The organism is Halobacillus halophilus (assembly GCF_020171985.1).
Lineage (GTDB): Bacteria > Bacillota > Bacilli > Bacillales > Halobacillaceae > Halobacillus > Halobacillus halophilus_A.
The window spans coordinates 707,730-732,277 of sequence record NZ_JAIVAL010000001.1 but is presented as its reverse complement, the minus strand read 5'-3'; the positions used below and the strand labels follow the sequence as shown (position 1 = coordinate 732,277).

Sequence of the window (24,548 nt, the reverse complement as noted above, 5' to 3'; positions counted from 1 at the left end):
GCAGCTTCTTTGAACGAAAAGTAGAAGAAGCCGGTTAGAAGCCGTTATTTTTTTAAGTGTACAGATATGCACGGCATGTCTGTAAATTAAGGTGGTACCACGGAATTAGATCTCTTTCGTCCTTTTAAGGATGTAAGAGATTTTTTTATTTTTATAAACATAGATGATAAAAGGAGGAAGATCCATATGAATCAAACCGATCTTTCAATGCCCACCAAATATGATCCGGCATCCGTTGAAAAGGATCGCTATCAGTATTGGGTGGATGGTAAGTTTTTCGAAGCGTCAGGAGATAAGAATAAAGAACCTTATACTATTGTTATTCCCCCTCCAAACGTAACTGGTAAATTACATTTAGGACATGCGTGGGATACAACCCTTCAAGATATCTTAAGTCGCGTGAAGCGAATGCAGGGCTATGATGTCCTTTGGCTGCCTGGGATGGATCATGCCGGTATTGCTACACAGGCCAAAGTAGAGGCGAAACTGAGAGAGGCAGGCACATCTCGTCATGATCTAGGCAGAGAGAAATTCCTTGAAAAGTCCTGGGAATGGAAGAAAGAGTATGCTCAGTTTATCCGTACTCAATGGGAAAAGCTGGGTCTTGGTCTCGATTATTCCCGTGAACGATTTACACTGGATGAAGGGTTGTCCGAAGCGGTTAAAGAGGTTTTTGTTAAGCTTTATGAAAAAGGTTTAATCTATCGAGGCGAATATATTATTAACTGGGATCCCGCTACTCGTACTGCTCTTTCTGATATTGAAGTAGAGTATGAAGATGTCCAGGGAGCCTTTTATCATATGCGCTACCCGTTGAAAGATGAAGAAGGCGGAATTGAGATCGCAACAACCCGCCCCGAAACGATGCTTGGAGACACGGCTATTGCTGTGCACCCCGAAGACGAACGCTATCAGCACTTAATTGGCAAGAAAGCTATACTACCTATCGTGGGAAGAGAAATTGAGATTGTGGCTGATGAATATGTAGATATGGAATTTGGTTCAGGCGCTGTGAAGATCACTCCTGCTCATGATCCGAATGATTTTGAGATCGGAAATCGCCATAATTTAAAGCGTGTCCTCATTATGAATGAAGATGGCAGTATGAATGAGAACGCAGGAAAATATCAGGGAATGGATCGATTTGACTGCCGCAAGGAAATTGTCAAAGATCTTCAGTCAGAAGGGGTTCTTTTTGAAATTGAAGAACACCTCCATTCAGTTGGCCATTCCGAACGCAGTGGAGCTGTTGTAGAACCTTATCTTTCTACTCAATGGTTTGTAGATATGAAGCCACTGGCTGAAGCTTCTGTAGATTTACAAAAAGGGGAAGATAAAGTTCAATTTGTGCCTGACCGCTTTGAAAAACCTTATCTTCACTGGATGGAGAACACACGAGACTGGTGTATTTCGCGTCAGCTTTGGTGGGGCCACCGAATTCCTGCATGGTATCATAAAGAGACAGGAGAAATCTACGTAGGCAAAGAAGAGCCGAAAGATGTGGAAAACTGGATACAGGATGAAGATGTACTGGACACATGGTTCTCTTCAGCTCTCTGGCCTTTTTCTACAATGGGGTGGCCTGATGAAAACAGTGAGGACTACAAGCGTTATTTCCCTACGAACGTATTGGTTACGGGTTATGATATCATTGGTTTTTGGGTAAGCCGCATGATCTTCCAGTCCATTGAATTTACAGGACGTCGTCCGTTCGAAGATGTTCTGATCCATGGACTTGTTCGGGATGCTGATGGGCGTAAAATGAGTAAGTCCCTGGGTAACGGAGTAGATCCAATGGACGTCATTGATAAGTACGGTGCGGACTCGCTGCGTTATTTCTTATCGACAGGGTCTTCACCAGGTCAGGACTTACGTTTCCATTGGGAAAAAGTAGAGTCAACATGGAATTTTGCTAATAAAATCTGGAATGCTTCCAGATTTGCCTTAATGAACATGGGCGATTTGAAGTATGAGGATATTGATTTATCGGGTGAAAAATCTGTTGCTGATCTATGGATTCTGACTCGATTGAACCAAACCATTCAACAAGTTACACAAAATATTGATAAATATGAATTTGGTGAAGCTGGAAGACAAATGTATAACTTCATTTGGGATGACTTCTGTGACTGGTATATTGAAATGGCTAAGCTTCCTCTATACGGGGAGGATATGGCAAGGATTCATACAACAAGATCAATCTTAGCTTACACACTTGATCAAATTATGAGAATGCTGCACCCGTTTATGCCGTTCATCACAGAAGAAATCTGGCAGCACCTGCCTCATCAGGGGGAATCCATCACACAGGCTTCATGGCCTGTAACAAGAGATGAATTCCATAATGAGCAAGCCGTTCAGGAAATGGATCGTCTCGTTTCCATTATCCGCTCGGTTCGTAACATCCGTGCAGAGGTAGACACACCAATGTCTAAAGAAATTCAGTTAATGATTCAGGCGAAGGACAAAAATGTGGTTAGCGAACTTGAAAAGAACCGTGATTACCTGGAGAAGTTCTGTAATCCAAGTGAATTAACCATTGCAACTGATCTTCAAGCTCCTGAAAAAGCCATGTCCTCTGTTATAACAGGCGCGGAGCTATACCTCCCGCTGGCAGGCTTAATCAATATTGAAGATGAAATCAAACGCCTGGAGAAAGAATGGAAAAAGTGGGATCAGGAAGTTAGTCGCGTTCAGAAAAAGCTGGCTAATGAAGGATTTGTGAAGAAAGCACCAGAACATGTTGTAGAAGAGGAACGTGAAAAAGAGAACGACTATTTAGATAAGCGTGCCAAAGTTGAAGCGCGTATCGAGGAACTAAAAGCATAAATGAAGCTGGAGGGTATTCTTAGGAGTACTCTCCTCTTTTTGAAAAGAGGGAATGACATGCCAAACTATCAGGAAGCCATCCAATGGATTCATTCTAGAGAAAAATTTAAAGTCAAACCAGGATTAAAGCGGATGGAGTGGATGATGGAAGAACTGGGGCATCCAGAGAAAAAGCTGAACGCTATTCACATCGCGGGCACAAATGGAAAAGGATCGACAGTGACTTTTTTGAGTAATTTACTCCAAACGCAAGGATACGATGTAGGGACATTTACCTCCCCCTACATTATAAGGTTTAATGAAAGAATCAGTGTGAATGGAGAAGCTATCCCAGATGGTGAGCTCGCTGATTTAGTAGAACAAATTAAACCTCTGGCAGAAAAGCTGCAAGCTACATCTCTTGGAGAACCAACAGAATTTGAAATCATTACGGCAATGGCTATGCTGTACTTTTCTCAGAAAAAGCTGGACTTTGTATTGTTTGAAACCGGTCTTGGTGGACGTTTTGATTCCACTAATATTCTACTGCCTCTTTTATCCGTAATTACAAATATCGGTCTTGACCATATAAATATTTTAGGGAATACACGTGAACAGATTGCTTACGAAAAAGCAGGGATAATCAAAACCAATACACCTCTCATTACTGGTGTAAAAGAAAAGTCTGTTTTAAGGGTTTTAAAAGAGCAGGCTTCGGTTTCTAAGGCTCCTATGTCAATCTTGGGGGAAGATTTTCAGGTGGAATATAAAAAAAGCTCACTTGAAGGGGAGTCCTTTGAATTTATAAATTCATCATTTTATTCAGGAGATCTGCTTAGTCCTATGAAAGGCCGGCATCAAGTAGATAACGCAGCACTTGCGCTTCAGACGATGGAGCAACTGAAACAAATGGGAGTAGATATAAATCGTACTAAATATAGCAAAGGGCTGCTAAGAACTTACTGGCCAGCCCGTTTTGAAACAATTTGCACAAACCCTGTAACCATTATTGATGGCGCACATAATGAAGAAGGGACACAAGCTTTAGCAGATACTATGAAACGTCATTTTAGCGGCAAGCGTGTCCATCTTATTTATTCTGCCTTAGAAGACAAGCCGGTTAAAAATATGCTTGAAGTCCTAAAAGAGGTTGTCGATGTAGCCTATATGACTACGTTTGAGTTCCCCAGAGCTATGACGGGCAGTGAGCTAACTGAGCTCTCCCCTATAGCGGATACTATAACTGTCCCTGATTATGTTCAGGCAATCAGGCAGGCTATGTCCATGATGAACAGAGAAGATGTTTTACTTATCACAGGATCCCTGTATTTTATATCAGAAATAAGGAAATATTTTGAATATTAACCCCTGGTATGGTAACATTTTAGTTACTTAATTTTCCCTAATTTAGGAAAATATGGTCAGGGACGGGGTGCAAGGATGGAAAGGTACAAGAGAATCAAGATATGGGTCCTATGGGTTTGTCTATGGCCTGCGAGCATTTACTTGCTGTATCGTTGGCTGAATCCGCCTCTCCACTTAAATATAATGGAAATTGGGTCTTTCGTTATACTTGCCTCCATCGTAGCTCTTTTTCCTTTGCGGATTGGAGATAACCCTGTATTCTTCACTCATGGAATCGCATTCGCAGCTTTCTTGCAATATGGGTTATTTGTAGAAATTATCATATCCCAAGTATCTTTGCTTTTTTTACTTTTGAAGGTTCGCGTGGACCGCACCTCCTCTCATCGAATTCCTATTAATTTCCTGATGTTTCTTGCTATATCAGTCCTGTCAGCCCAAGTATATTATGCTTTGGGTGGAGAGCATGGGGGAGAAGCCGTTTCTTCTATAACGGATGCCCTCCCCATAATTACATACGCTTTATCACAAATTGCTCTCAATCAGCTATCGTTGAAAATAATTACAAAGATAATCTATAAGCAGAAAATCGTATGGTGGGACAGTGGTTTTGTATGGGACTTAGGCACGGCAGGGATTGTACTCCCTGTTGGGTTTGTCCTTTATATTGTTTTCCTTGAATTTGGAATAAATGCTATGTTTTTTGTTGGAATTCCTTTTATCTTTATTTCTGGAATGCTCATGCTCTTTCATAATAGCAATGAAATCAATTCCTATTTAAAGATAACTAGTAAGATTGGACACGAACTTACGGGGAAACTTGGGGTTAAGGATGTGCTTGACTTATTTGTAGACCGCCTCACCGAATTGCTTCCACTTGATTATATTTATGTTTATGATGTACTATCCGAAAATCAACTAAAGCTAATTCGCTTCTTTGATCGTTCCGGAGAAATGAAGCTCTCAGAGTTGCAAATGAACAGGGGGGAAGGCGTTAGCAGAACAGCAAAGATCAAAAACGGGAGTTTTCATTATAAAAAGAGAGCTGAGTGGAAGCATTTAGCGAACTCATTTACGCCTTTGAATGCGGAAAGTGTCCTTTCTGTACCAGTAGAAAGAAATAACGAGATTGTGGGCATTATAACGATTTATTCTAAAAAAAAGCGGGCATTCCTACAGTTTCAGTTTATGATTCTTAGGATTCTAAGCAATTATCTGGGGGTTGCTATTGATAATGCGAGGCACTATGAGCAGCGCAAAGAAGAAAGTGAACGATGCCCACTTACGGGCCTTTACAACTATCGCTACTTTGAAAGTTATTTGCGGGATTTATTTGTGCAATGGGAAAAAGAAGAAATAAAGAAGCCAATTTCTCTTATTCTTTTAGACATAGATCATTTTAAGCAAGTCAATGATACCTATGGACATGAAAGTGGCAATGAAATTCTTTGTCAGCTGGCAGACAGACTGCGTATGGTTTTAAGTGAACGAGGAGTGCTTGCTCGATATGGCGGAGAAGAATTTGTGATTCTTCTACCGGGATATTCGGCTGATCAATCTATTAACGTAGCTAAAGAAATTAAACGTGCCATATCCTCTGAACCGTTCTACTCTCACGAACACATATTAAGCTGGGAAACCGTCCAGGAGATTAATGTTACAGCCAGTATAGGAGTGGCAGTTTACCCGGATGATTGTGAAGAGCCCTTAGAATTAATTCGTCATGCAGATCGGGCGATGTACATAGGTGCAAAGCAGCAAGGAAGAAATAAGGTAGCAAATTATAGTCAATTGAAAACAAAAGTCCAATAATCGTTATTGGACTTTTTTAATACAGTTTAAATACGGGCTGTGCTTTTTTATTAAGAATGTATTATACAATCGGGCCGGTTATTGAAAGACTTCATTTCGAGCTATTGTTTCCCGGTCAAGGTTCTGCGAGGGAGGATTCGCTTTCCGTGTTCTACACGACACAGGGGCGTCCGATGTTATCAAAGGAGTTGGCGGTCTAGGTCGAACATCCTTTATGGTGAGGTTCCTCAGGCGTCGTCTTCTTAATCTTATCGTTTCCCTTTCCTTTCCGCCCTTCTCCCTTTAACGTTACGACCTCATTTATCTCGAAACCAAGTCTCTTAGCAGCGGTAGCTTATCTGTTTCCAAAAGAAATTAACAAAGTTCGTGTAATAAGAGAGGACAGACAGAGTTTCTTATTTTATAATTACATATAGTTAATGAGAAAGGAGGAAATAGTTAGATGAAAAAGAATATTCTTGCAACTGGGAATCCCTCACAAAACTCCACCACAAATGCGATAAGCAAACTAAATTAAAACATTCTTCTAGTATTACGATCTTCCCCTCAAAAAAATATCGATCCAAAAGGAGAAATTGATGCACTCTTTACTATCCCTCTATATACTTACAACTGGGTTAATTTTAGGCTCCTTTTACCATGTAGTCGGAATTCGCCTTCCAGTAAGAGCCCCCTTTCTTACTGGCCGCTCTAAATGTCCTCATTGTAAAACTAAATTGCAGCCTATCGATCTGATCCCTCTTTTCTCTTATCTTTTCATAAAAGGTGCATGCAGGCATTGCTGTACTCACATATCCCTCTCTTATCCAATCGTAGAAGCCTTAACAGGCGTTCTGTTTTTATTCTCTTACCTCGTTTACGGATGGACACCTTCTTTTTTAGGTGCCTGTTTACTCATTAGTTTAAGTATCTTGGTAACTGTCAGTGATCTGAAATACATGCTTATTCCAGACCGTCTCCTTATATGGTTCTCCGTTTTATTTATTATCTACAGATTCGTATATCCGCTTCACCCCTGGTATTCCTCTGTAAATGGAGCGGTTGTTTCCTTTCTTTTGATTGCTTCTATTATAATTTTAAGTAGAGGAGGAATGGGTGCCGGAGATATGAAGCTTTTGGGAGTGCTGGGAATTCTTCTTGGTACTCAGCATGTACTGTTAACGTTTTTTATAGCTGTTTTCATCGGTACGGTAAGCAGTCTGCTCATGATCAGTTTGAAACGTAGTGGTCGTAAAGACCCTGTGCCATTTGGTCCTTCTATTGTTTCCGCTGCTGTTATTGTGTATTTTTATGGAGAAAATTTAGTTGTTTTATACCTGTCATCCTTTTAGGTTTGGGGGAACTCATATCATATTATTGTAAAGACGCTTACTGTACAGAAGTAGCTAACAAGTGAAATTGTCGAAACAATACTGACAAATTTCAACGTTGTTTTTGTGGTTGCTGTGATAGGGTTGGGACAAACCTTGCAGGAGTGATTAAACGATGGGACCGAATAAAAAAATAACCATATCTTTCCGCAATGAAAATGAAAAAGTTCCTAAAAATGAAATAATTCAGGCGAAAGAGGAGGTTGCGGCATCAGATCCACACCCAAATGAGATAGAAGAGATACCGGTATTAGAAATTCGAAAACCAGGTCAATCACCTACTAAGAAAAAAAGGTATAAGAAGAACTCAGTAAAGTACTTGGTTATTGCTGCTTCTTCAGCACTCTTATTAAGTTTTGGACTCGGATTTCTACTCCTGCGCATGTTTGTTAGCCTGACAGACGAAACGACTGCTGGTAAAGAAATGATACCCGCCTCAGCTCCTTCTGAAGAAGCTGTTACAGAGCAAGTTGCTGCTGTAAATCCCAACGCAGTTGAAGCCTATTTGGTTCAGGCGGGAGTTTTTACTACAGAAGAAAAAGCTCTCCAATGGAAAAGTAAATTGACTGCTCTTTCTGTTTCTTCTATGGTTTGGGAAAGGGATCATCAGTTTTATTTATTTGCAGGTAGCGCGCAAACAGAAAGCGAAGCTTCTCAAATTGCTGCAGAGTTATCTGAACGTAGTATTGAAACCTACGTAAAGTCCTGGTCTGTATTGAAGGGAGAAGGCTCCTTTAAAGGAAAAGAAGCTAAAACATTTGAGATTATGATCGATCACTTGGAGAATTTTTCAATTGATCAACTTGCTGAAGCAGATCGTCAAAAGCTGCTTAGCACCCTGGAAGAACAGGATCCTAACTCCCCGTTACTTTCCTCACTGCAAGAATGGGAGCAACGTGACGATTACCATTTGAATTGGCTAAAGGTAGCTTATTCTCTTGAAAAAATGATGGAATAGAGAGTATAGGGCTCATATCGTAGCGAATTTTTAAGAAATTCACTATTGGAATCTTCTTTTTTACTTGTTTTTGGTAACTGAAATTCTGTTTGTGTAAATCAAAGACTGACAGAGATTACTGTAAAATGAGAATACCTCATGTAGAGTAAGGAGTTTAGTTAATGCCTACACTTATACTTGGATCGCAGTCCCCCAGAAGAAAAGAATTACTTAAAGAGGCCGGGTACAAGTTTTTACTGAGAGTTTCTGGAACAGACGAAGAATTGGAGAAAGGTGCCCTCCCAGAACAAGCAGTCAGATATTTATCAGAACAAAAAAGTTTAGCTATCCCTATCGAGGAGAATGAAGTACTGCTTACAGCCGATACCCTCGTATCCATAGATGGAAAGATTTTTGGAAAACCTGCTGATGAGAGTGAAGCTATTCGTTTTCTTACGAATTTAAGTGGACGGACCCACCAAGTGCATACAGGAGTGACATTACGTTCGAAGGAAAACATCGAATCGTTTGTTGTCAAAACAGATATTACGTTCTTTTCCCTATCTGATAAGGAAATTCATAAGTATATGGAGTCAGGGGAAGCGTGGGATAAAGCAGGTGGTTATGGCATACAGGGGAAAGGAGCACTTTTTGTAAAGTATATTCAGGGAGATTACTATAGTGTAGTAGGCTTACCTATAGCTAGAGTCGTAAGGGAACTGGAAGCTTTTGGAGTGTTGCTGGACTGACGTTCTCTACATGAGGAATGAGTTGTAAGGGAGCGAAGATGGTGACAAATGTAAGTATTATGATTAAGGATGTACCCAAGGAAGATCGTCCCAGGGAGAGACTCTTGGAAATAGGCGCTTCCCATCTTTCCAATCAGGAACTACTAGCCATCCTTTTAGGAAGCGGGACTAAAAGAGAGTCTGTTATGGATTTGGCTCAGCGTCTTCTTATTCATTTTGAGGGCATTTTATTACTAAAAGACGCGACCCTTGAAGAGTTGACCGCTATTAGGGGGATTGGGGTAGCAAAGGCCGTTTTAATCATGTCAGCTATTGAAATAGGGAAGAGAATGCAGCAAATGAAGCCCGTAGAAAGATACATGATTCGCAGCCCTGAAGACGGAGCTGATTTCGTAATGGAAGAAATGCGCGACTTAAAACAGGAGCACTTCATTTGTTTATTCTTGAATACTAAGAATCAGGTCCTCCACCGCCAGACCATCTTCATCGGAAGCTTGAACGCTTCGATTGTTCATCCCCGTGAGGTTTTTAAAGAGGCCGTGAAGCGTTCGGCTGCCTCCATTATATGCGCTCACAACCATCCTTCCGGAGACCCTACTCCTTCCCAAGAAGACATCCAGGTAACCAGACGTTTGCAGGAGTGCGGCAAGATGATCGGTATTGAATTATTGGATCATCTTGTCATAGGAGATCGAAAGTTTATATCTTTAAAAGAAAAAGGATACTTGTAACACTATCTATTTTATCTAATTTTTCGTATAATTGAATAGATGGAGATAATAGGCGCCATTTATAGGAACTTCTTATAAATAGGCGCTTCTTCTAATCCACGAAAGGCTTATGCCTGACCCCGCCTGAGCAATGCGGGCACTTAGAAAGGAAGATTGAATTGGGTCTATTTGGTTTTTCTCAAGACTTAGGGATTGATTTAGGTACTGCGAATACACTTGTTTATCTAAAAGATAAAGGGGTTATTGTAAGGGAGCCTTCTGTCGTAGCCAAAAATAATCAAACAGGTGAAATTCTGGCCGTAGGAAACGAAGCTCGTAAAATGATCGGCCGTACTCCGGCGTACATAACTGTTATTCGTCCAATGAAAGATGGGGTCATAGCGGATTATGAGACCACAGCTCAAATGATGAAATACTACATTCAAAAAGCACTGAAAACCAGATCTTCATTTGCAAGTAAGCCCAACATTATGGTCTGTGTTCCATCTGGTATTACGATGGTGGAAGAACGTGCAGTGATTGATGCTACAAAACAGGCGGGTGCGAAAGAAGCATTTCCTATAGCGGAACCTTTTGCTGCGGCGATTGGAGCTGGACTTCCCGTATGGGAACCTACAGGAAGTATGATTGTAGACATCGGTGGAGGCACCACTGAAGTAGCAATCCTTTCCATGGGTGGAATCGTAACCAGTCAATCTATACGTGTAGCCGGCGACGAGATGGATGATTCTATCATTCAGCACGTCAGAAAAAAGTATAACCTTATGATTGGGGAAAGAACGGCAGAAGAAGTAAAAATGGAACTTAGCGGAGCTGGCAGTATCCAGGGCAATGATGAAATGGATATTCGCGGCCGTGACCTGCTCACTGGTCTTCCTAAAACGATTACGGTTCATTCTGAAGAAATTATTAATGTTGTTAAAGATACAGTGGATACAATTATTGAAACAATAATTAACACGCTGGAAAAAACCCCTCCTGAACTTGCGTCCGACATTATGGAGCGAGGAATTGTCTTAACGGGCGGCGGAGCATTACTTAAGAATTTGGATACTGTCATCAGTGAACGTACAGAGATGCCTGTCTTCATTGCAGAAGAACCACTGGATTGTGTAGTTATTGGCACTGGAAAGTCTCTCGAAAATATCCACCATTTCAGAGCCCAACCTAATGTAGCAAGCCGAGCGAAAATGGAGTAGGCGGTCAAGATATGCCAAGCTTATTTCGAAGAAAAAGATTAATGGCAGTATTAATCGGCTTCATCGTATTGGTTGCTTTAATCGGGTTTTCGATTCGGGATCGTGACACTTTAACTACGCCTGAGAAATTCTTTAAAGATACGGTAGGATGGATGCAGAGTATCATTCATAAACCTATAAGTCTAGTTGACAACTCCGTTGACAATATTCAAAATATGTTTGAAGTGTATGAACAGAATCAGGTTTTAAAAGCGCGTCTTTCCGAGTACAAGGGCGTTATCAAAGACAACCAGCGGCTAAAGGATGACAATACGGAGCTGCGAAAAACGATAGGGAAAACGAAATCGTTGAGTGATTATTCACCTATCCAGGCCACAGTTATAGCCAGAAGTTCTGATAGATGGTTTGAGCAGATGACCATTAACCGAGGAGAAGAACATGGAGTGGCCAAGGATATGGCTGTATTGACCAGTGAAGGAATGATAGGGAAAATTAAATCCGCTGGAGCCTTTCACTCGACTGTTCAGCTATTGAGCGGGTTTGATCGTTCCAATAAGATTTCATCCTGGGTTGTAAGAGAAGATAAAAATGAGGCATTTGGTTTAATAGAAGGTTACGATGGAGAAAGTGGCAGATTACTACTTAAAGGTATTAAACTGGACGAAGAATTGAAAAAAGGGGACACGGTCATTTCTTCAGGTCTCGGCGGTGTCTTCCCTAGTGATCTGCGGATAGGTACAGTGGAAGAGGTCGTTAACGATCAGTTCGGTTTAACTAAAACCGCATATGTAAAACCTTTTGCTGATCTATTTAATGTTAACCATGTTATCGTGGTTGACCGCTCGATGCAGACCGTTGATAATGAGGATCAGAAAGAGGATGGAGATTCATGAAAAGGTATTACATTGCTCTGATCAGTCTTCTTCTTCTAGTTATGCAGGGGATGGCTATGAGTTTATTACCCTCAAAGCTAGTATATTCAAATCTATTAATGACTCCTCACTGGGTACTCCTATTCTTATTAATAGTGGCTATATTTTTTGATCGGGACAAAACTTATTTCGCGGTCTGGTACGGGATGGCATTTGGTTTGTTGCTTGATATTGTATATACTGGCATACTTGGAGTTTACATGGTAACTTATGCCCTGGTCATTTACGTGATTCACGGTATTAATAAGACGATTCATTCGAATTTCATCGGAGCTTCACTGTTAGTGATCCTGGGGATCATTTTATCTGATACATTACTTTACGTAATCTATTCATTTGTACAAATCACTTCTATGCCATGGAGTACTTACCTTATCCTGCGACTGCTGCCAACTGTGGCGGCTAATATGATTTTCTTCATTATTTTATATCCTGTCGTGAAGGATCGGGTTACACAGTGGTCAGAAGTAGTAAATAACGCTTAGAATTTTGTAAAATGTCTAAGGTCTGAGGTGACAGCCTGTGACGGCAAACGATCAAAAAGTATTAATAAAAGGAACTAGAGATGGATTGACGCTTAGTTTAGACGATCAGTGTGCTTACAAGGATATACTGAAGGAGTTACAAAGTAAGTTATCTATGAAAGGCATTACTGATGAAGAACCTATGATACATGTGACCATTCAATTGGGTAAACGTTTTGTGACCAACGAACAAAAAGAAGAACTAGTAGACATTATAAAAGAAAAGCAAAAGCTTGTAGTCGATCGTATTGAATCAGATGTTATTACGAAAAAAGAGGCTTTTGAATGGAAAGAGAATACAGAAATTACTCCGATCGCCAAGACCATCCGTTCTGGACAATTGGTGGAGGTACGCGGCGATTTGCTGCTTATTGGAGATGTTAACCCAGGCGGAAGTATATCAGCGACAGGCAATGTGTATGTACTTGGCAGCCTCAAAGGTGTGGCACATGCCGGGGTTGAAGGCGATACAGAAACGGTGATTGCTGCCTCCTATATGCAGCCGAGCCAATTACGAATTGCCGACCAGGTTAGCCGGGCTCCTGATTATGAAACGGAAGGTGTGTATATGGAGTGCGGATTTATTGATGAACAGGAAGGGAAGATTCGCATCGACCGATTACAGGAAGTTGTGAAGAAGAAACCGGATCTTGCAAGTTTTGAAAGGAGAATGAGGAATGGGTGAAGCGATAGTAATTACCTCCGGAAAGGGAGGGGTTGGAAAGACCACAACTACCGCCAATCTGGGGACCGCTTTGGCCTTACAGAACAAAAAAGTTTGTCTGGTGGATACAGATATTGGTCTCAGGAATTTAGATGTGGTGATGGGGCTGGAAAATCGTATTATTTACGATATTGTGGATGTAGTAAATGAACGTTGCAAAACAAAACAAGCCCTTGTAACTGATAAACGTTTTGACTGTCTGCATCTATTGCCGGCAGCCCAGACTTCCGATAAATCCGAGGTGACTCCAGAAGGAATTAAAGAAATTGTGGAAGAATTGAAGCAAGACTATGACTATATTATTATTGATTGCCCAGCCGGAATTGAACAAGGATATAAAAATGCTGTGGCTGGCGCTGATAAAGCTGTAGTCGTTACAACTCCTGAAAAATCGAGTGTTCGGGACGCAGATCGCATCATTGGACTTCTTGAACAGGAAGAAATTGAAGCTCCGAAACTTATTATAAATCGTATCAGAAATCACATGATGAAAAGCGGAGACATGCTCGATGTAGACGAGATCGTTTCAGTATTATCCATTGATTTACTTGGTATTGTGGTAGATGATGACTCCGTCATTACTGCATCTAATAGCGGAGAGCCAGTAGCCATGAAACCAAATTCCAGAGCTTCGATAGCTTACCGGAATATTGCTCGCAGAATACTGGGGGAAGCTGTGCCGCTAATGAATTTAGATGAAGATAATGGTATGTTCTCAAAAGTAAAACGCTTCTTTGGAATGCGCACATAAATTTAGAAAAGAACGCCTGTTTTTTGATAAAAACAGGCGTTCTTTTCTTTTGGCTTCGGACAAGCTTTTACACATATATCCCTTACGAGCCCCATAGAATGTAAAAAAAGGTGGCGGAAAGAGAGGGATTATTTTGAGGAGAGACATTGAACACGTCCGTAAAAATATATCAGAGCGTAAGAAAAAAAAGGTTCAGGGCAGCTACGAACTTCCTAAAAAGTCGTTTGTTCCACCTCAGGATGAAGAAATGCATGGCTATCCACCCTTGGTAACAAGTAGTGGTTATGAAAAAAAGCGACCGCTCCCTGAATTTCAAAAAGAGACAAGTCGCCTGGGGGTTCAGTTGTTTTTTTCTGTTCTATTATTTGCTGCTGTTGCACTAGGCAAACAGACAGATATTGCTTTACTTAATGGGCCAGAGGAATGGGTAACCTCTCAACTGCAGGAGGACTTTCCATTTGCTGCAGTGACGTCCTGGTATAGTGAACGCTTTGGAGAGCCTTTACAGGTGGTGGCTCCAAAACAACCCTCCACGGAAGAAAATCTCGCCATGCCCGTAAATGGAACTGTTACTACATCTTTCCAGAATGATGGAAAGGGAATAGTGTTAACCACTGAAAATAATTCGGAGATTAAAGCGGTAAGAGAAGGTACCGTTATTTTTGCAGGAAATGATAAAGACACTCAAAAAACAGTAATTGTGCAGCACGAAGATGGTTCTAAAAGCATTTATGGCTATTTATCTTCCATTGATGTTCATCTTTATGAACATGTACAAGCCCAAAGAAGTGTAGGATCAGTAAAATCGGAAGAAGGGGAATCAGCGGAGTTCTTTTTTGCCATTGAGAAAGACGAAAAATATTTAGATCCTGTAGAGGTAATAAAAGTGGATGAAAGTTCTTAATTTACTCCCGAGTATTCATATTCACCCTCTCTTCTTTCTATTAGCTATTTCCGCATTCCTTACTGGGGCTATTTATGAATTTGTTATTTTGTTTTCTATTGTTATGATCCATGAACTGGGGCACTTTTTTACCGCTAAGCATTTTGGGTGGAGAGTTACGAAGATAGAGTTCTGGCTGTTCGGAGGTGCTGTGGTTAGTGAAGAACATAATACACGACCTTTTCGAGAACAAGTAAGCGTGATTCTGGCAGGACCGCTGCAGCACATTTGGATATTTGCTCTTCTTATGATTTTGCATGTAACTATGGGGCCTAATCCCCTCTTAAGTGTAGCTGTTTTTTATAATGGAGTTATACTTCTGTTTAACCTTCTTCCGATCTGGCCATTAGATGGAGGTAAAATAATATTTTATCTGATGAATCAGACAGCAAGTTTCAGAAAAAGTCTTATGCTTACTTTATTCTTTTCATTCCTTTCTATACTTCTGATTGGCAGCTGGCTTACGCTGGACGGACGATGGACGTTTGCGGGGATTCTTCTGGCTGCTTTTTTAATTGTGGAAAATGTTCTGGAATGGAGAAGAAGAACTTACACACAGATGAGGTATTTAATGCATTGTGCGCTTGAGGACCGCCGGCATTTAAGATCTATATATGTAAATGTTCCCCAAGAAATGCTGGTACGAGATGCGCTGAAAAATATTAGAAGCAACCGAAATCACCTTTATGTGTTGAAAGAATCCCCCCTTTTCTATATAGTAGATGAGCAAGAATGCCTGCAAGCGTTTTTTGAAAAGAAAAATTCTGATTTGCGCTTAAGGGACTTACCTAAAATTGCGTTATGAAGAGGGATGACATGAGGGAAATCGTTTTCCATACACAAACTTCTGAGAAAACAGGAGTCGTGATAGAGAATAATCGTATCAATGAATATGTGATAGAACGCCCTGGAGTAAAGGCACTTTCTGGGGCTGTTTTTGTTGGCAGAGTCCAGAACATTGATCATGGACTTCAGGCGGCTTTTGTTGACATAGGACAAGGACAGAATGCTTTTCTAAGGAAGCCTGCGATTCCATGGGCTAAAGAATCGATTCATACCACTTTAAAAGAAGGAGAGTATTTATTTCTCCAGGTAATAAAAGAATCCAAGGGTAATAAAGGTCCGCAGGTTAGTGCAGATATTACTCTTCCAGGCCTTTATACGATTTATCAGCCCTATGGAAGGAAAACTTCTATTTCGAAGAAACTAACTCCTTCTGCAACTACTCACCTTCAATCAGAACTTGAGGAAATTCTGAGTCCTGTAGAAGGCTGTATTATCCGCACGGCTGCCGCTGATGTTAACCCCGTTCAGGTGATCAAGGAAATGGAATTGTTAAAGGAGCAGTGGTTGAGAATTACTACGGAACAGCTTACAAAACCTCCGCGTCTCATATGGAAAGATGAGATTATTCCTGATCAGTTAATTAGAAAGTTTCCTCTAAAATCCCTGGAAACGATCATCGTAGATGGGGTCGAGGAAAGTGAACAATTAAAAAATACATATCCATCAATTAAAGATAAAATCAGCTGGAAACCTAAGCGAACAAATGAAGTAGCCCGCAGGTTACAGGACCTGCAAATGGAGATTATCAACTCTCGCTTGGAAATTGAAGGCGGAATTGAGATTGTAATAGAAGTAACGGAAGCAATGACAGTTGTTGATGTGAATAGTTACAAATATAAAGGAAAAGCTTTTTCAAACTCACAAACGCTAGACGTGAATAGGCGGGCGGGGAAAGAAATTCTCAGACAGCTGCGCTTAAGAAATATCTCTGGAATAATAATGGTGGATTTTATATCTATGAAGGATAATTCAGCTGAAGAACAACTCTTAAATGAGATGAAGAATTTCGCTAAACAGGATTTAGTGCGAACGCAGATTTTAGGGATTACACGACTAGGTATCATGGAAATGACTCGAAAGAACGAATGGATGAGCCCCCTCCAATTATTGCAGGAAAATCCTGAACCTGTGCTAACAGTCGAAACGGCCGTTTTCCGTCTTGAGCGAGAACTTCTTTTTGGGGTGGGAAAAAACCAGGAAGCTATTCTGTTATGTATAAATCCCCAGCTTAAAATCGTAAAAAAACAATTGCTTTCAGACAGTATATCTAGTAAAATTCCACAGGAGCTGTTTGTTAGAGAGGATCCAAGCGTTTCTCACTATCAAATTGAGCTTGAAGGGTCCGTGGACATGATTCGTGAAACAATTCATAAGCGCGGTTATCATGTTGACAACTTGTTTTGAACTGTGGTAACATTGTTTTGTTATTCAAGTAGCACTCCGATGCTACAACCGCACAGAACAGGTTTGAAAAACCGTTTCCGGTACCTGAATGGCGAGTCTGAGTAAATCGAGGAGGTGCAAGTATGTACGCAATTATTGAAACTGGTGGTAAACAAGTTAAAGTTGAAAAAGGCCAGGAGATCTATGTAGAGAAAGTAAACGTAGAATCTGGTGACACTGTAACTTTCGACAAAGTTCTATTTGTAGGTGGAGAAGATTCTAAAATCGGTGCTCCTTACGTTGATGGTGCTTCTGTCACGGCTAAAGTTGAGAAACAAGGTCGTCAGAAAAAGCTTACCGTCTTCAAATATAAGCCTAAAAAGAACTATAAGCGCAAACAAGGTCACCGTCAGCCGTACACGAAACTTATCGTTGAAGATATCAACGCGTAAGGTCGGACGGTATGATTAACGTGTCGTTGTTTCGTTCACAGGGAGATATCACAGGTTTTGAGATATCTGGACATGCTGAGAGTGGACCTTATGGTCATGATCTAGTATGTGCAGCAGTATCAGCTGTTTCCTTTGGAGCAGTCAATTCACTGGTGAGTCTTTGTGAATTTGAACCACATGTCGAGCAGGGTGGAGAAGGCGGTTTTCTTAAAATTATTCTTCCTGAGGGATTGAATGAAGAAACTTATGCTAAATCCCAGTTGCTTCTTGAAGGCATGGTGGTTTCGCTTCAGACAATTGAACATGAATACAACCAATATATTACAATATCAAACCAATAAGGAGGTGGAGACCCATGCTACGTCTTGATTTGCAGTTTTTTGCCCAGAAAAAGGGTGTAGGTAGTACAAAAAACGGCCGTGATTCTGAGTCTAAGCGTCTTGGAGCTAAGCGTGCAGACGGACAAACGGTAACTGGTGGTTCTATCCTTTACCGTCAACGCGGTACAAAAGTTTACCCTGGAGCTAACGTTGGCCGCGGCGGCGATGATACATTGTTCGCTAAAGTGGACGGAGTTGTTAAATTCGAACGTTACGGACGCGACCGCAAAAAAGTCAGCGTTTATCCTGTTGCTCAGGAAGCGTAAACTAAATAGTGTATGGGTTCATACGTAATTTGAAGCCGCGCTGTGCCTTTTGCATAAGCGTGGCTTTTTTTGTTATATAATTTTCGAAGATTATTTTAGTTTCCTGCCTATATTTGCTATACTTTTTATTATTATGGATGACCGAAGGAGCTGACCCCCGTTGGATGACAAAGAAATCATTACGCTTCTCAGACATAAGCGTCATGACTGGATGAATCAAATTCAGCTGCTTCAGGGATACGCATCTCTGGGGAAGCAGGAGCGGTTATTAGATCAAATCGAAGACATAAAAAATGAAGCTGAAAATGAAAGAAGAATATTGAATAGTGATGCCGTTGTTTTTCCCATTTGGCTAATATCGTTCAATTGGAAATATGACTATTACAGAATTAAATACTCTTTGAGTGAAGATGTTGATTTATCCCGTCATGATCAAAAGCTGCAGGCTTGTGGCGAGCGCATGATTGAATTAATGAATGACTATAGGGTGGAGGATGAACTCTATGAGGGATCCGTCCAAATTTATAAGGGCATAGATGAGCATTCATTAGGGGTAAGCTGGGAATGGGATGGTCGCTTCCGGCACATAGATACCTTTTTGAAAGAGTTGAATCAGGCAGGGTTTATAGCCACTATTTTAGAGGAAAGAGAATTATCTATCGAAATGATGATAGATTGAAGAGGTGAAGAAGATGTTTGTTGATCAGGTTAAAGTATTTGTTAAAGCTGGAGATGGAGGGAACGGTTTAGTTGCCTACCGTCGTGAAAAATATGTTCCAAAAGGCGGACCCGCCGGTGGAGACGGTGGAAATGGCGGGAATGTTATCTTTGAAGTGGATGAAGGGCTGAATACCCTAATGGATTTTCGTTATCAGCATCATTTCAAAGCGGCTCGTGGAGAAAATGGCATGAACCAGAAGCAGCATGGTAAAAATGCTGATCCTCTAGTAGTCAGCGTTCCTCCAGGCACAACGGTAAAGGATGCCGACACAGATAAGGTTATTGCTGACTTAACAGAACATAAACAACGGGCCGTAATAGCAAAAGGCGGGAGAGGCGGTCGTGGCAATGCCAGGTTTGCTACAGCAAGAAATCCCGCACCAGAAATTGCTGAGAATGGTGAACCTGGAGAAGAACTTGATGTGGTCGTTGAATTAAAATTATTGGCTGACGTAGGGTTAGTAGGCTTTCCTAGTGTAGGGAAGTCAACGTTTCTTTCTGTAGTAACTGCAGCAAAACCTAAAATTGCGGATTATCATTTTACAACTCTATCCCCAAATCTAGGGGTGGTGGAAAGTCAGGATCACCGCAGTTTTGTAATGGCGGACCTTCCTGGGCTGATTGAAGGCGCACATGAAGGAATCGGACTTGGTCATCAATTCTTACGACATGTAGAGCGAACAAGGTTGCTGCTTCATGTTGTGGATATGTCAGGTGTGGAAGGACGCGATCCTTTTGAAGATTATGTCACGATCAACAATGAACTATCTTCTTACGACAAGAGACTGGAAAATCGTCCTCAAATCATTGTAGCCAATAAGATGGATATGCCGGATTCTGCAGAAAACCTGAAGGCATTTAAAGAGAAGCTGGATAAAGACGTTATGGTCTTTCCTATATCTACAATAACTCGTGAGGGGCTGGATGAGCTTCTTTATACAGTAGCTGATCAATTGGATCAAATACCGAAGCATGAAGAGTCTGTTGAAGAAGTCGATGAGCGGGTCGTTTATAAATTTGAAAAAGAAGAAGCTCCTTTCCAATTGACAAGAGCAGACGATGGAGCTTATGTATTATATGGTGAAAAGATTGAATCCTTATTTAGACGAACGGATTTCTCAAGGGATCAATCCATTAATCGTTTTGCCAGACAAATGCGCAGTATGGGTGTGGACGATGCTTTAAGAGAACGAGGAGCGAAAGATGGGGACACAGTCAGAGTACTTGATTATGAATTCGAATTTGTAGATTAATGAGGGGAGAGGATTGGATGACGGATTATAACGAAAAATTTTATTTAGTCCGTAGCGACATTCTCCCTGAAGCCATGAAAAAAACCATAGAGGCTAAAGCGCTGTTAGAACGCGGTAAAGCTGAATCAATATTTGAAGCTGTTCAGCATGTAGGACTGTCCAGGAGTGCTTTTTATAAATATAGAGATGCAGTATTTCCTTTTCAGGCAATGGTAAAAGAGCAGATGATCACTCTTTTCTTTCACTTAGAAGACAGGGCGGGTACGTTATCCAATTTATTGCGTACCGTAGCGCAGTCCGGGTGCAATGTTCTTACCATTCACCAGACCATTCCATTACAAGGAAAGGCAAATGTTACCTTGTCGCTGAACACGACTGGTATGGTTGGTACGATAGAACGAATGCTGCAGCAGCTTCATAAACTCGACTTTGTGGATCGAGTAGAAATTCTAAGTACGGGAGCTTAATTGGAGGGGAAGATATGCCGGAACAACGGATAGGGTATTTAGGACCTAAAGGAACTTTTACAAAAATGGCTGTCGATGGCTTATTCGACGGTGGTACTTATATTGGATATGAAAGCATTCCAGCCTGCCTGGATGCAGTGGAAAATGGCGAGGTAGATACGGGAGTCGTTCCCCTTGAAAACGCTATAGAGGGCTCTGTCCACTTGACCATAGATTATTTGGTTCATCAAGTAAATCAGTCCATCATTGCTGAATTGACAGTACCGATTAAACAGCATTTACTTGTACATCCTGATCATTATGACCATGACCTTAAGAAAATCTACTCGCATAGCCATGCGATTGCGCAGTGTCACCAGTATCTACACAAGAACTATCCGCAAGCAGATCTGGAATATACGGCTTCCACTGGAAGAGCAGCTGAAATTGTAGCGGATACGGGGACTGGAGCAGCGGCCATTGGAAACCATCTGGCTGCAGAAGAGAATGGGTTAAAGATTCTTGCTGAGAACATTCATGACTATGATAATAACCACACGCGTTTCGCAGTCGTCCAAAAGAATCCGATGACATTAAAGGTAAAAGACCAATTCGTAACAAAACAGAAGACCACAGTCATGGTAACGCTGCCTAAAGATTATGTGGGGGCCCTTCACCAGGTCCTTGCAGCCTTCGCCTGGAGAAAGATGAACTTATCTAAAATTGAATCAAGACCAATGAAAACCGGGCTTGGCAACTACTTTTTCTTAATAGATGTTGATCAGCCGTACGACCAGATTCTCTTTCCTGGAGTGCAGGCCGAACTAGAAGCTTTAGGGTGTCAGTTAAAGATTCTTGGAACTTATCCAAGTTACCAATTAGATATTCCTTCTCCTATTCGGAGAGCTTAATTTATGCCTCGTCGAAACCTTGTTTATATCAAGGTTTTGGCGAGGTTCTTTTTAATATTCTAAAGAAATATAGGCTTTTTCATCAATCTTTTGGCTTGAACTGCATAGAGTGTTATGAAGCTATTATTGCCTTTTTAGTTTTTAGATTCACAGGAAGGGAGTTGCAATGGTGAGAATTCACATTGTGCAAAAAGGGGATACACTCTGGAAGATTGCCAAAAAGTATGGGGTAGATTTTGAAGAATTGAAATCAGTTAATACCCAGCTTTCTAATCCTGATATGATCATGCCGGGTATGAAGATTAAGGTTCCGCAAGGCACGAAGCAAGTCAAGAAAGAAGCGCCTAAACAGATGATGCCGAAGAAAGAAATGCCTTCCATGCCACCTTATAAAGACACTTCACCTAAACCGATTCCTGTTATCAAAGAGGACGAGAAAAAGCCTGTCAAAAAAGGTGTTATGGATAAACCAATGATGCCTGTGCAGCCGATTCAAATGAATATGCCGATTCAAATGCCAAGCATCGATCAGCAAATGCAAAATTATTACACGACTTTTCACTTACCTCAAATGCCAATGCCGCAAGCACCTAAAGAAGAAGAGATGCCTTCAGAGGAGTCGCCAAAGGGGGAGGGGAAATCACAGTATCAGGAGCCTGTTCAGCAGCCTTACTTCCAGCCGATGCAGCAACCGATGCAGCAACCGATGCAGCAACCGATGCAGCAGCCGATGCAGCAGCCAATGCAGCAACCGATGCAGCAGCCAATGCAGCAACCGATGCAGCAGCCAATGCAGCCGCAGCTGGTGCATACTGACTTTTATTGCTGCCCGCCACATCCTGTAATGATGCCATCTTACATGCCTATGCAGATGCCGTCTCAGCAGAATATGCCTATGTACCCTCACCAACAAGGCTATATGGGGGGAGAATATGAGGAAAGTTCTTCACCTATGGTCCAGGGAGCTCAAGCGGGAGGGGACTGCGGATGCGGTGCGGATGGTACCGGGGGTCCTCAGGACTGGTCTCCAGCAATGGGATATGGTGGTCAGCCTATGTATCCAGGTTATTACCATCATGGATACCCTCAAGCCTATGGTCCTATGCAATATCCTATGGGTGGTTGGGGACCGCATCAAGGCGGAGGCTCCTATGGAATGGGTCCGTACAGTATGCCACAATCGATGGGGAGTGGTTACCCGCAAGCAGGGCCAATGGGTCCGTATCAGGGGCCTTGGCGGGACGATGATGTAGATGAAAGTTGAGCATACAGAAGGCGATTCATATACGGATCGCCTTTTTCAATGGCTTTTGCGAGAAGAGAAGTTACCTATTAGGTTAGAGAAAGTAATTAAGCCTAAAGTTTATAAAGTTCAGTATAATGGTCAGCCTATGATATTAAAAGGGTACAGAAGAGCGCAAACGTTAGAACAGCAGATCAGATTCTTTCAGGACTGGAACTACGCCTCAATAGCAGCTGCTCGCCCTCTGCCTTTTCAAGACAATATTTACACAAAAAGTAAGTTGGGCTGCACGTGGGGGCTTTTTGAATGGGTTCAAGGAAAACATGCCGATTTTGATAATCATTATGACAGAGAAAAAGCTGTGCAGGTGCTCCATCAATTTCATCGTACTACCAAAGGGATCGCTACTTTAGCTATCCCACGAGATCCACTCTATATTAAATGGGAAAGGCGTTTAGAGCAGTTTGAAGAAACTCAGGACGTCTTTTCAGATTACAGAAAAAGAAGTATTTACCAAGAGATTCGCTTAAGCATGATCATCCAACTTGAACGATTTTCTAATCATCCTTGGGGAGAAATAGAAGAAAAGGCTTGGGAAAATAATGAATGGCTGCACGGCGATGTCGCTCATCATAACTTTATAATTAATAATAATGAGATCAAACTTATTGATTTCGATTTGTTACACACTGGACCTCACCTATATGATCATATTCAATTGGGACAGCGGTTCCTTCCTTATCTAGAGAATCAGCGATCTTTGCTTCTTCAATATTTCAAACACACTCCTGACCCTGACATTTGGTTAAAAGGGGTATTGGTTCCTGCCGATATTCTCAGGGAGTGGCTGTACGGTTATAGGCGATGCGTTAGAGGGGAAGTGTCTCTTTCCAAGCATATAAAAAAATTAGAGAAAGCTTGGGAAAGCCGGAGGAAGTTTGTCCGATATGCTGAACATATGCTAAGATAAGATATCATATGTGTGAGAGGATGAACAATCCGGTGGAACAAAAAGTTAATGAATTAGTGACATGGTTACAAGAACAAGTGGAACAGGCAAATGTAGAAGGCTTACTTGTAGGAGTGAGTGGGGGAATTGACTCCGCGGTAGTCGCAAACTTAATTAAACGTGCATTCCCGAATCAATCTCTTGGAGTTATTATGCCTTGTAAAAGTCAAGGAAGCGACCAAAAACACGCTGAGTTAGTGACGAACGCATGTGGCTTATCCTCTATAAAAGTAGATTTGACTGAAACTCATGATGTTCTGTTTCAAACAATCAAAAACCAACTGGAAGCAGATGGAACTTTTGACGAAGATCAAGAGAAGCTGGCAGACGCAAATTTACGAGCAAGGCTTCGTATGAGTACACTATATACCATCGCTCAGAACCATAAATATTTAGTAGTAGGCACAGACAATGCCGCTGAATGGTACACCGGATATTTCACAAAATATGGGGATGGTGGAGTGGATCTCGTACCATTAGTTCACCTGCCGAAAGGTGAAGTGCGCGAAATGGCTGCTTATTTGGGCGTTCCTGATGAAATTATTAATAAACAGCCAAGCGCTGGGCTTTGGGAAGGTCAGACGGACGAGAATGAAATGGGAACGAGTTATAATAAAATTGATGCCTTCTTACGAGGGGAAGAAGTTCCTGAAGAAGATAGAAAGATTATAGAGTCCATGCATAGAAAATCAGCTCATAAACGTAACCTTCCCCCTTCACCTCCTCAATAAGGGTTGGGTAAAATTAACTGTTTAAAACATTCTCCTTAAACCATAGTAATGGTAAAAGGAGAATGT

The 24,548-nt window shown here is 41.4% G+C and carries 24 protein-coding genes, 1 pseudogene and 2 other annotated features (1 of these 27 only partly in view); all 25 genes and pseudogenes read left to right on the top strand.

From position 1 onward, the window contains the following. Positions 1–127 (top strand) — a binding site (T-box leader) (it extends 103 nt beyond the left edge of the window). A gap of 59 nt (positions 128–186) precedes the next feature. The 25 genes and pseudogenes from LCM11_RS03800 to nadE all read left to right on the top strand — a co-directional run bounded on the left by LCM11_RS03800 (position 187) and on the right by nadE (position 24,482). Next, positions 187–2,829 carry a valine--tRNA ligase gene (locus LCM11_RS03800; RefSeq protein ID WP_224892909.1) on the top strand — a complete coding sequence of 881 codons (2,643 nt, stop codon included), beginning with the start codon at positions 187–189 and terminating at the stop codon, positions 2,827–2,829. A gap of 57 nt (positions 2,830–2,886) precedes the next feature. After that, entirely contained in the window at positions 2,887–4,173 is a 1,287-nt protein-coding gene (locus LCM11_RS03795; protein WP_224892908.1) for a bifunctional folylpolyglutamate synthase/dihydrofolate synthase, read from the top strand. Positions 4,174–4,248: 75 nt separating this feature from the next. Then, complete coding sequence (locus tag LCM11_RS03790; protein WP_224892907.1) at positions 4,249–5,982, top strand: sensor domain-containing diguanylate cyclase; 1,734 nt, start codon at positions 4,249–4,251, stop codon at positions 5,980–5,982. A 578-nt stretch (positions 5,983–6,560) separates the two neighbouring features. Beyond that, positions 6,561–7,313 (top strand): prepilin peptidase, encoded by a 753-nt coding sequence (locus LCM11_RS03785; RefSeq protein WP_224892906.1) that lies wholly within the window; start codon positions 6,561–6,563, stop codon positions 7,311–7,313. Positions 7,314–7,467: 154 nt separating this feature from the next. After that, positions 7,468–8,310 carry an SPOR domain-containing protein gene (locus LCM11_RS03780; RefSeq protein ID WP_224892905.1) on the top strand — a complete coding sequence of 281 codons (843 nt, stop codon included), beginning with the start codon at positions 7,468–7,470 and terminating at the stop codon, positions 8,308–8,310. A gap of 161 nt (positions 8,311–8,471) precedes the next feature. After that, on the top strand, positions 8,472–9,038 hold the full coding sequence (locus LCM11_RS03775; RefSeq protein ID WP_224892904.1) for a Maf family protein: 567 nt from the start codon (positions 8,472–8,474) through the stop codon (positions 9,036–9,038). Positions 9,039–9,097: 59 nt separating this feature from the next. Then, complete coding sequence (radC, locus tag LCM11_RS03770) at positions 9,098–9,769, top strand: RadC family protein (RefSeq protein ID WP_041601678.1); 672 nt, start codon at positions 9,098–9,100, stop codon at positions 9,767–9,769. Positions 9,770–9,927: 158 nt separating this feature from the next. Beyond that, a complete protein-coding gene (locus LCM11_RS03765; protein ID WP_224892903.1) occupies positions 9,928–10,968 on the top strand; it encodes a rod shape-determining protein in 1,041 nt (346 codons plus the stop codon). An 11-nt stretch (positions 10,969–10,979) separates the two neighbouring features. Beyond that, positions 10,980–11,861 (top strand): rod shape-determining protein MreC, encoded by an 882-nt coding sequence (mreC, locus tag LCM11_RS03760; RefSeq protein WP_224892902.1) that lies wholly within the window; start codon positions 10,980–10,982, stop codon positions 11,859–11,861. Then, positions 11,858–12,385 (top strand): rod shape-determining protein MreD, encoded by a 528-nt coding sequence (gene mreD / locus LCM11_RS03755; RefSeq protein WP_224892901.1) that lies wholly within the window; start codon positions 11,858–11,860, stop codon positions 12,383–12,385. The genes mreC and mreD overlap by 4 nt, the downstream gene beginning before the upstream one ends. A 37-nt stretch (positions 12,386–12,422) precedes the next feature. Then, positions 12,423–13,109 carry a septum site-determining protein MinC gene (minC, locus tag LCM11_RS03750; RefSeq protein WP_224892900.1) on the top strand — a complete coding sequence of 229 codons (687 nt, stop codon included), beginning with the start codon at positions 12,423–12,425 and terminating at the stop codon, positions 13,107–13,109. Next, positions 13,102–13,899: a septum site-determining protein MinD gene (gene minD, locus LCM11_RS03745; RefSeq protein ID WP_089748931.1), complete on the top strand. Its 798-nt coding sequence runs from the start codon at positions 13,102–13,104 to the stop codon at positions 13,897–13,899. Before minC ends, minD begins: the two co-directional genes overlap by 8 nt. A gap of 133 nt (positions 13,900–14,032) precedes the next feature. Then, positions 14,033–14,803, top strand: a complete 771-nt coding sequence (locus LCM11_RS03740; protein ID WP_224892899.1) for a M23 family metallopeptidase — start codon at positions 14,033–14,035, stop codon at positions 14,801–14,803. Further along, complete coding sequence (locus LCM11_RS03735; protein WP_224892898.1) at positions 14,790–15,647, top strand: site-2 protease family protein; 858 nt, start codon at positions 14,790–14,792, stop codon at positions 15,645–15,647. Before LCM11_RS03740 ends, LCM11_RS03735 begins: the two co-directional genes overlap by 14 nt. An 11-nt stretch (positions 15,648–15,658) precedes the next feature. Then, on the top strand, positions 15,659–17,092 hold the full coding sequence (locus LCM11_RS03730) for a ribonuclease E/G (RefSeq protein ID WP_224892897.1): 1,434 nt from the start codon (positions 15,659–15,661) through the stop codon (positions 17,090–17,092). 36 nt (positions 17,093–17,128) lie between these two features. Continuing rightward, positions 17,129–17,201, top strand: a sequence feature (ribosomal protein L21 leader region). Between the two features lie 13 nt (positions 17,202–17,214). Then, complete coding sequence (gene rplU / locus LCM11_RS03725; RefSeq protein WP_014643892.1) at positions 17,215–17,523, top strand: 50S ribosomal protein L21; 309 nt, start codon at positions 17,215–17,217, stop codon at positions 17,521–17,523. Positions 17,524–17,534: 11 nt separating this feature from the next. Next, the gene (locus LCM11_RS03720) at positions 17,535–17,864 is read left to right on the top strand and encodes a ribosomal-processing cysteine protease Prp (protein ID WP_224892896.1); all 330 of its coding nucleotides are present in this window, start codon (positions 17,535–17,537) and stop codon (positions 17,862–17,864) included. A gap of 14 nt (positions 17,865–17,878) precedes the next feature. Next, positions 17,879–18,169: a 50S ribosomal protein L27 gene (gene rpmA / locus LCM11_RS03715; protein WP_014643890.1), complete on the top strand. Its 291-nt coding sequence runs from the start codon at positions 17,879–17,881 to the stop codon at positions 18,167–18,169. 160 nt (positions 18,170–18,329) lie between these two features. Next, the gene (locus tag LCM11_RS03710; RefSeq protein ID WP_224892895.1) at positions 18,330–18,848 is read left to right on the top strand and encodes a Spo0B domain-containing protein; all 519 of its coding nucleotides are present in this window, start codon (positions 18,330–18,332) and stop codon (positions 18,846–18,848) included. Positions 18,849–18,861: 13 nt separating this feature from the next. Further along, on the top strand, positions 18,862–20,142 hold the full coding sequence (obgE, locus tag LCM11_RS03705; protein ID WP_224892894.1) for a GTPase ObgE: 1,281 nt from the start codon (positions 18,862–18,864) through the stop codon (positions 20,140–20,142). Between the two features lie 17 nt (positions 20,143–20,159). After that, positions 20,160–20,609 (top strand): ACT domain-containing protein, encoded by a 450-nt coding sequence (locus tag LCM11_RS03700; protein ID WP_224892893.1) that lies wholly within the window; start codon positions 20,160–20,162, stop codon positions 20,607–20,609. Between the two features lie 14 nt (positions 20,610–20,623). Beyond that, positions 20,624–21,499: a prephenate dehydratase gene (pheA, locus tag LCM11_RS03695; protein WP_224892892.1), complete on the top strand. Its 876-nt coding sequence runs from the start codon at positions 20,624–20,626 to the stop codon at positions 21,497–21,499. 169 nt (positions 21,500–21,668) lie between these two features. Further along, positions 21,669–21,816 (top strand): annotated as a pseudogene (gene safA / locus LCM11_RS20545) (SafA/ExsA family spore coat assembly protein); the annotation flags it as partial. A 936-nt stretch (positions 21,817–22,752) separates the two neighbouring features. Further along, on the top strand, positions 22,753–23,712 hold the full coding sequence (locus LCM11_RS03685; RefSeq protein ID WP_224892890.1) for a phosphotransferase: 960 nt from the start codon (positions 22,753–22,755) through the stop codon (positions 23,710–23,712). A gap of 32 nt (positions 23,713–23,744) precedes the next feature. Beyond that, a complete protein-coding gene (nadE, locus tag LCM11_RS03680) occupies positions 23,745–24,482 on the top strand; it encodes an NAD(+) synthase (RefSeq protein ID WP_224892889.1) in 738 nt (245 codons plus the stop codon). The last annotated feature ends 66 nt before the right edge of the window (positions 24,483–24,548 follow it).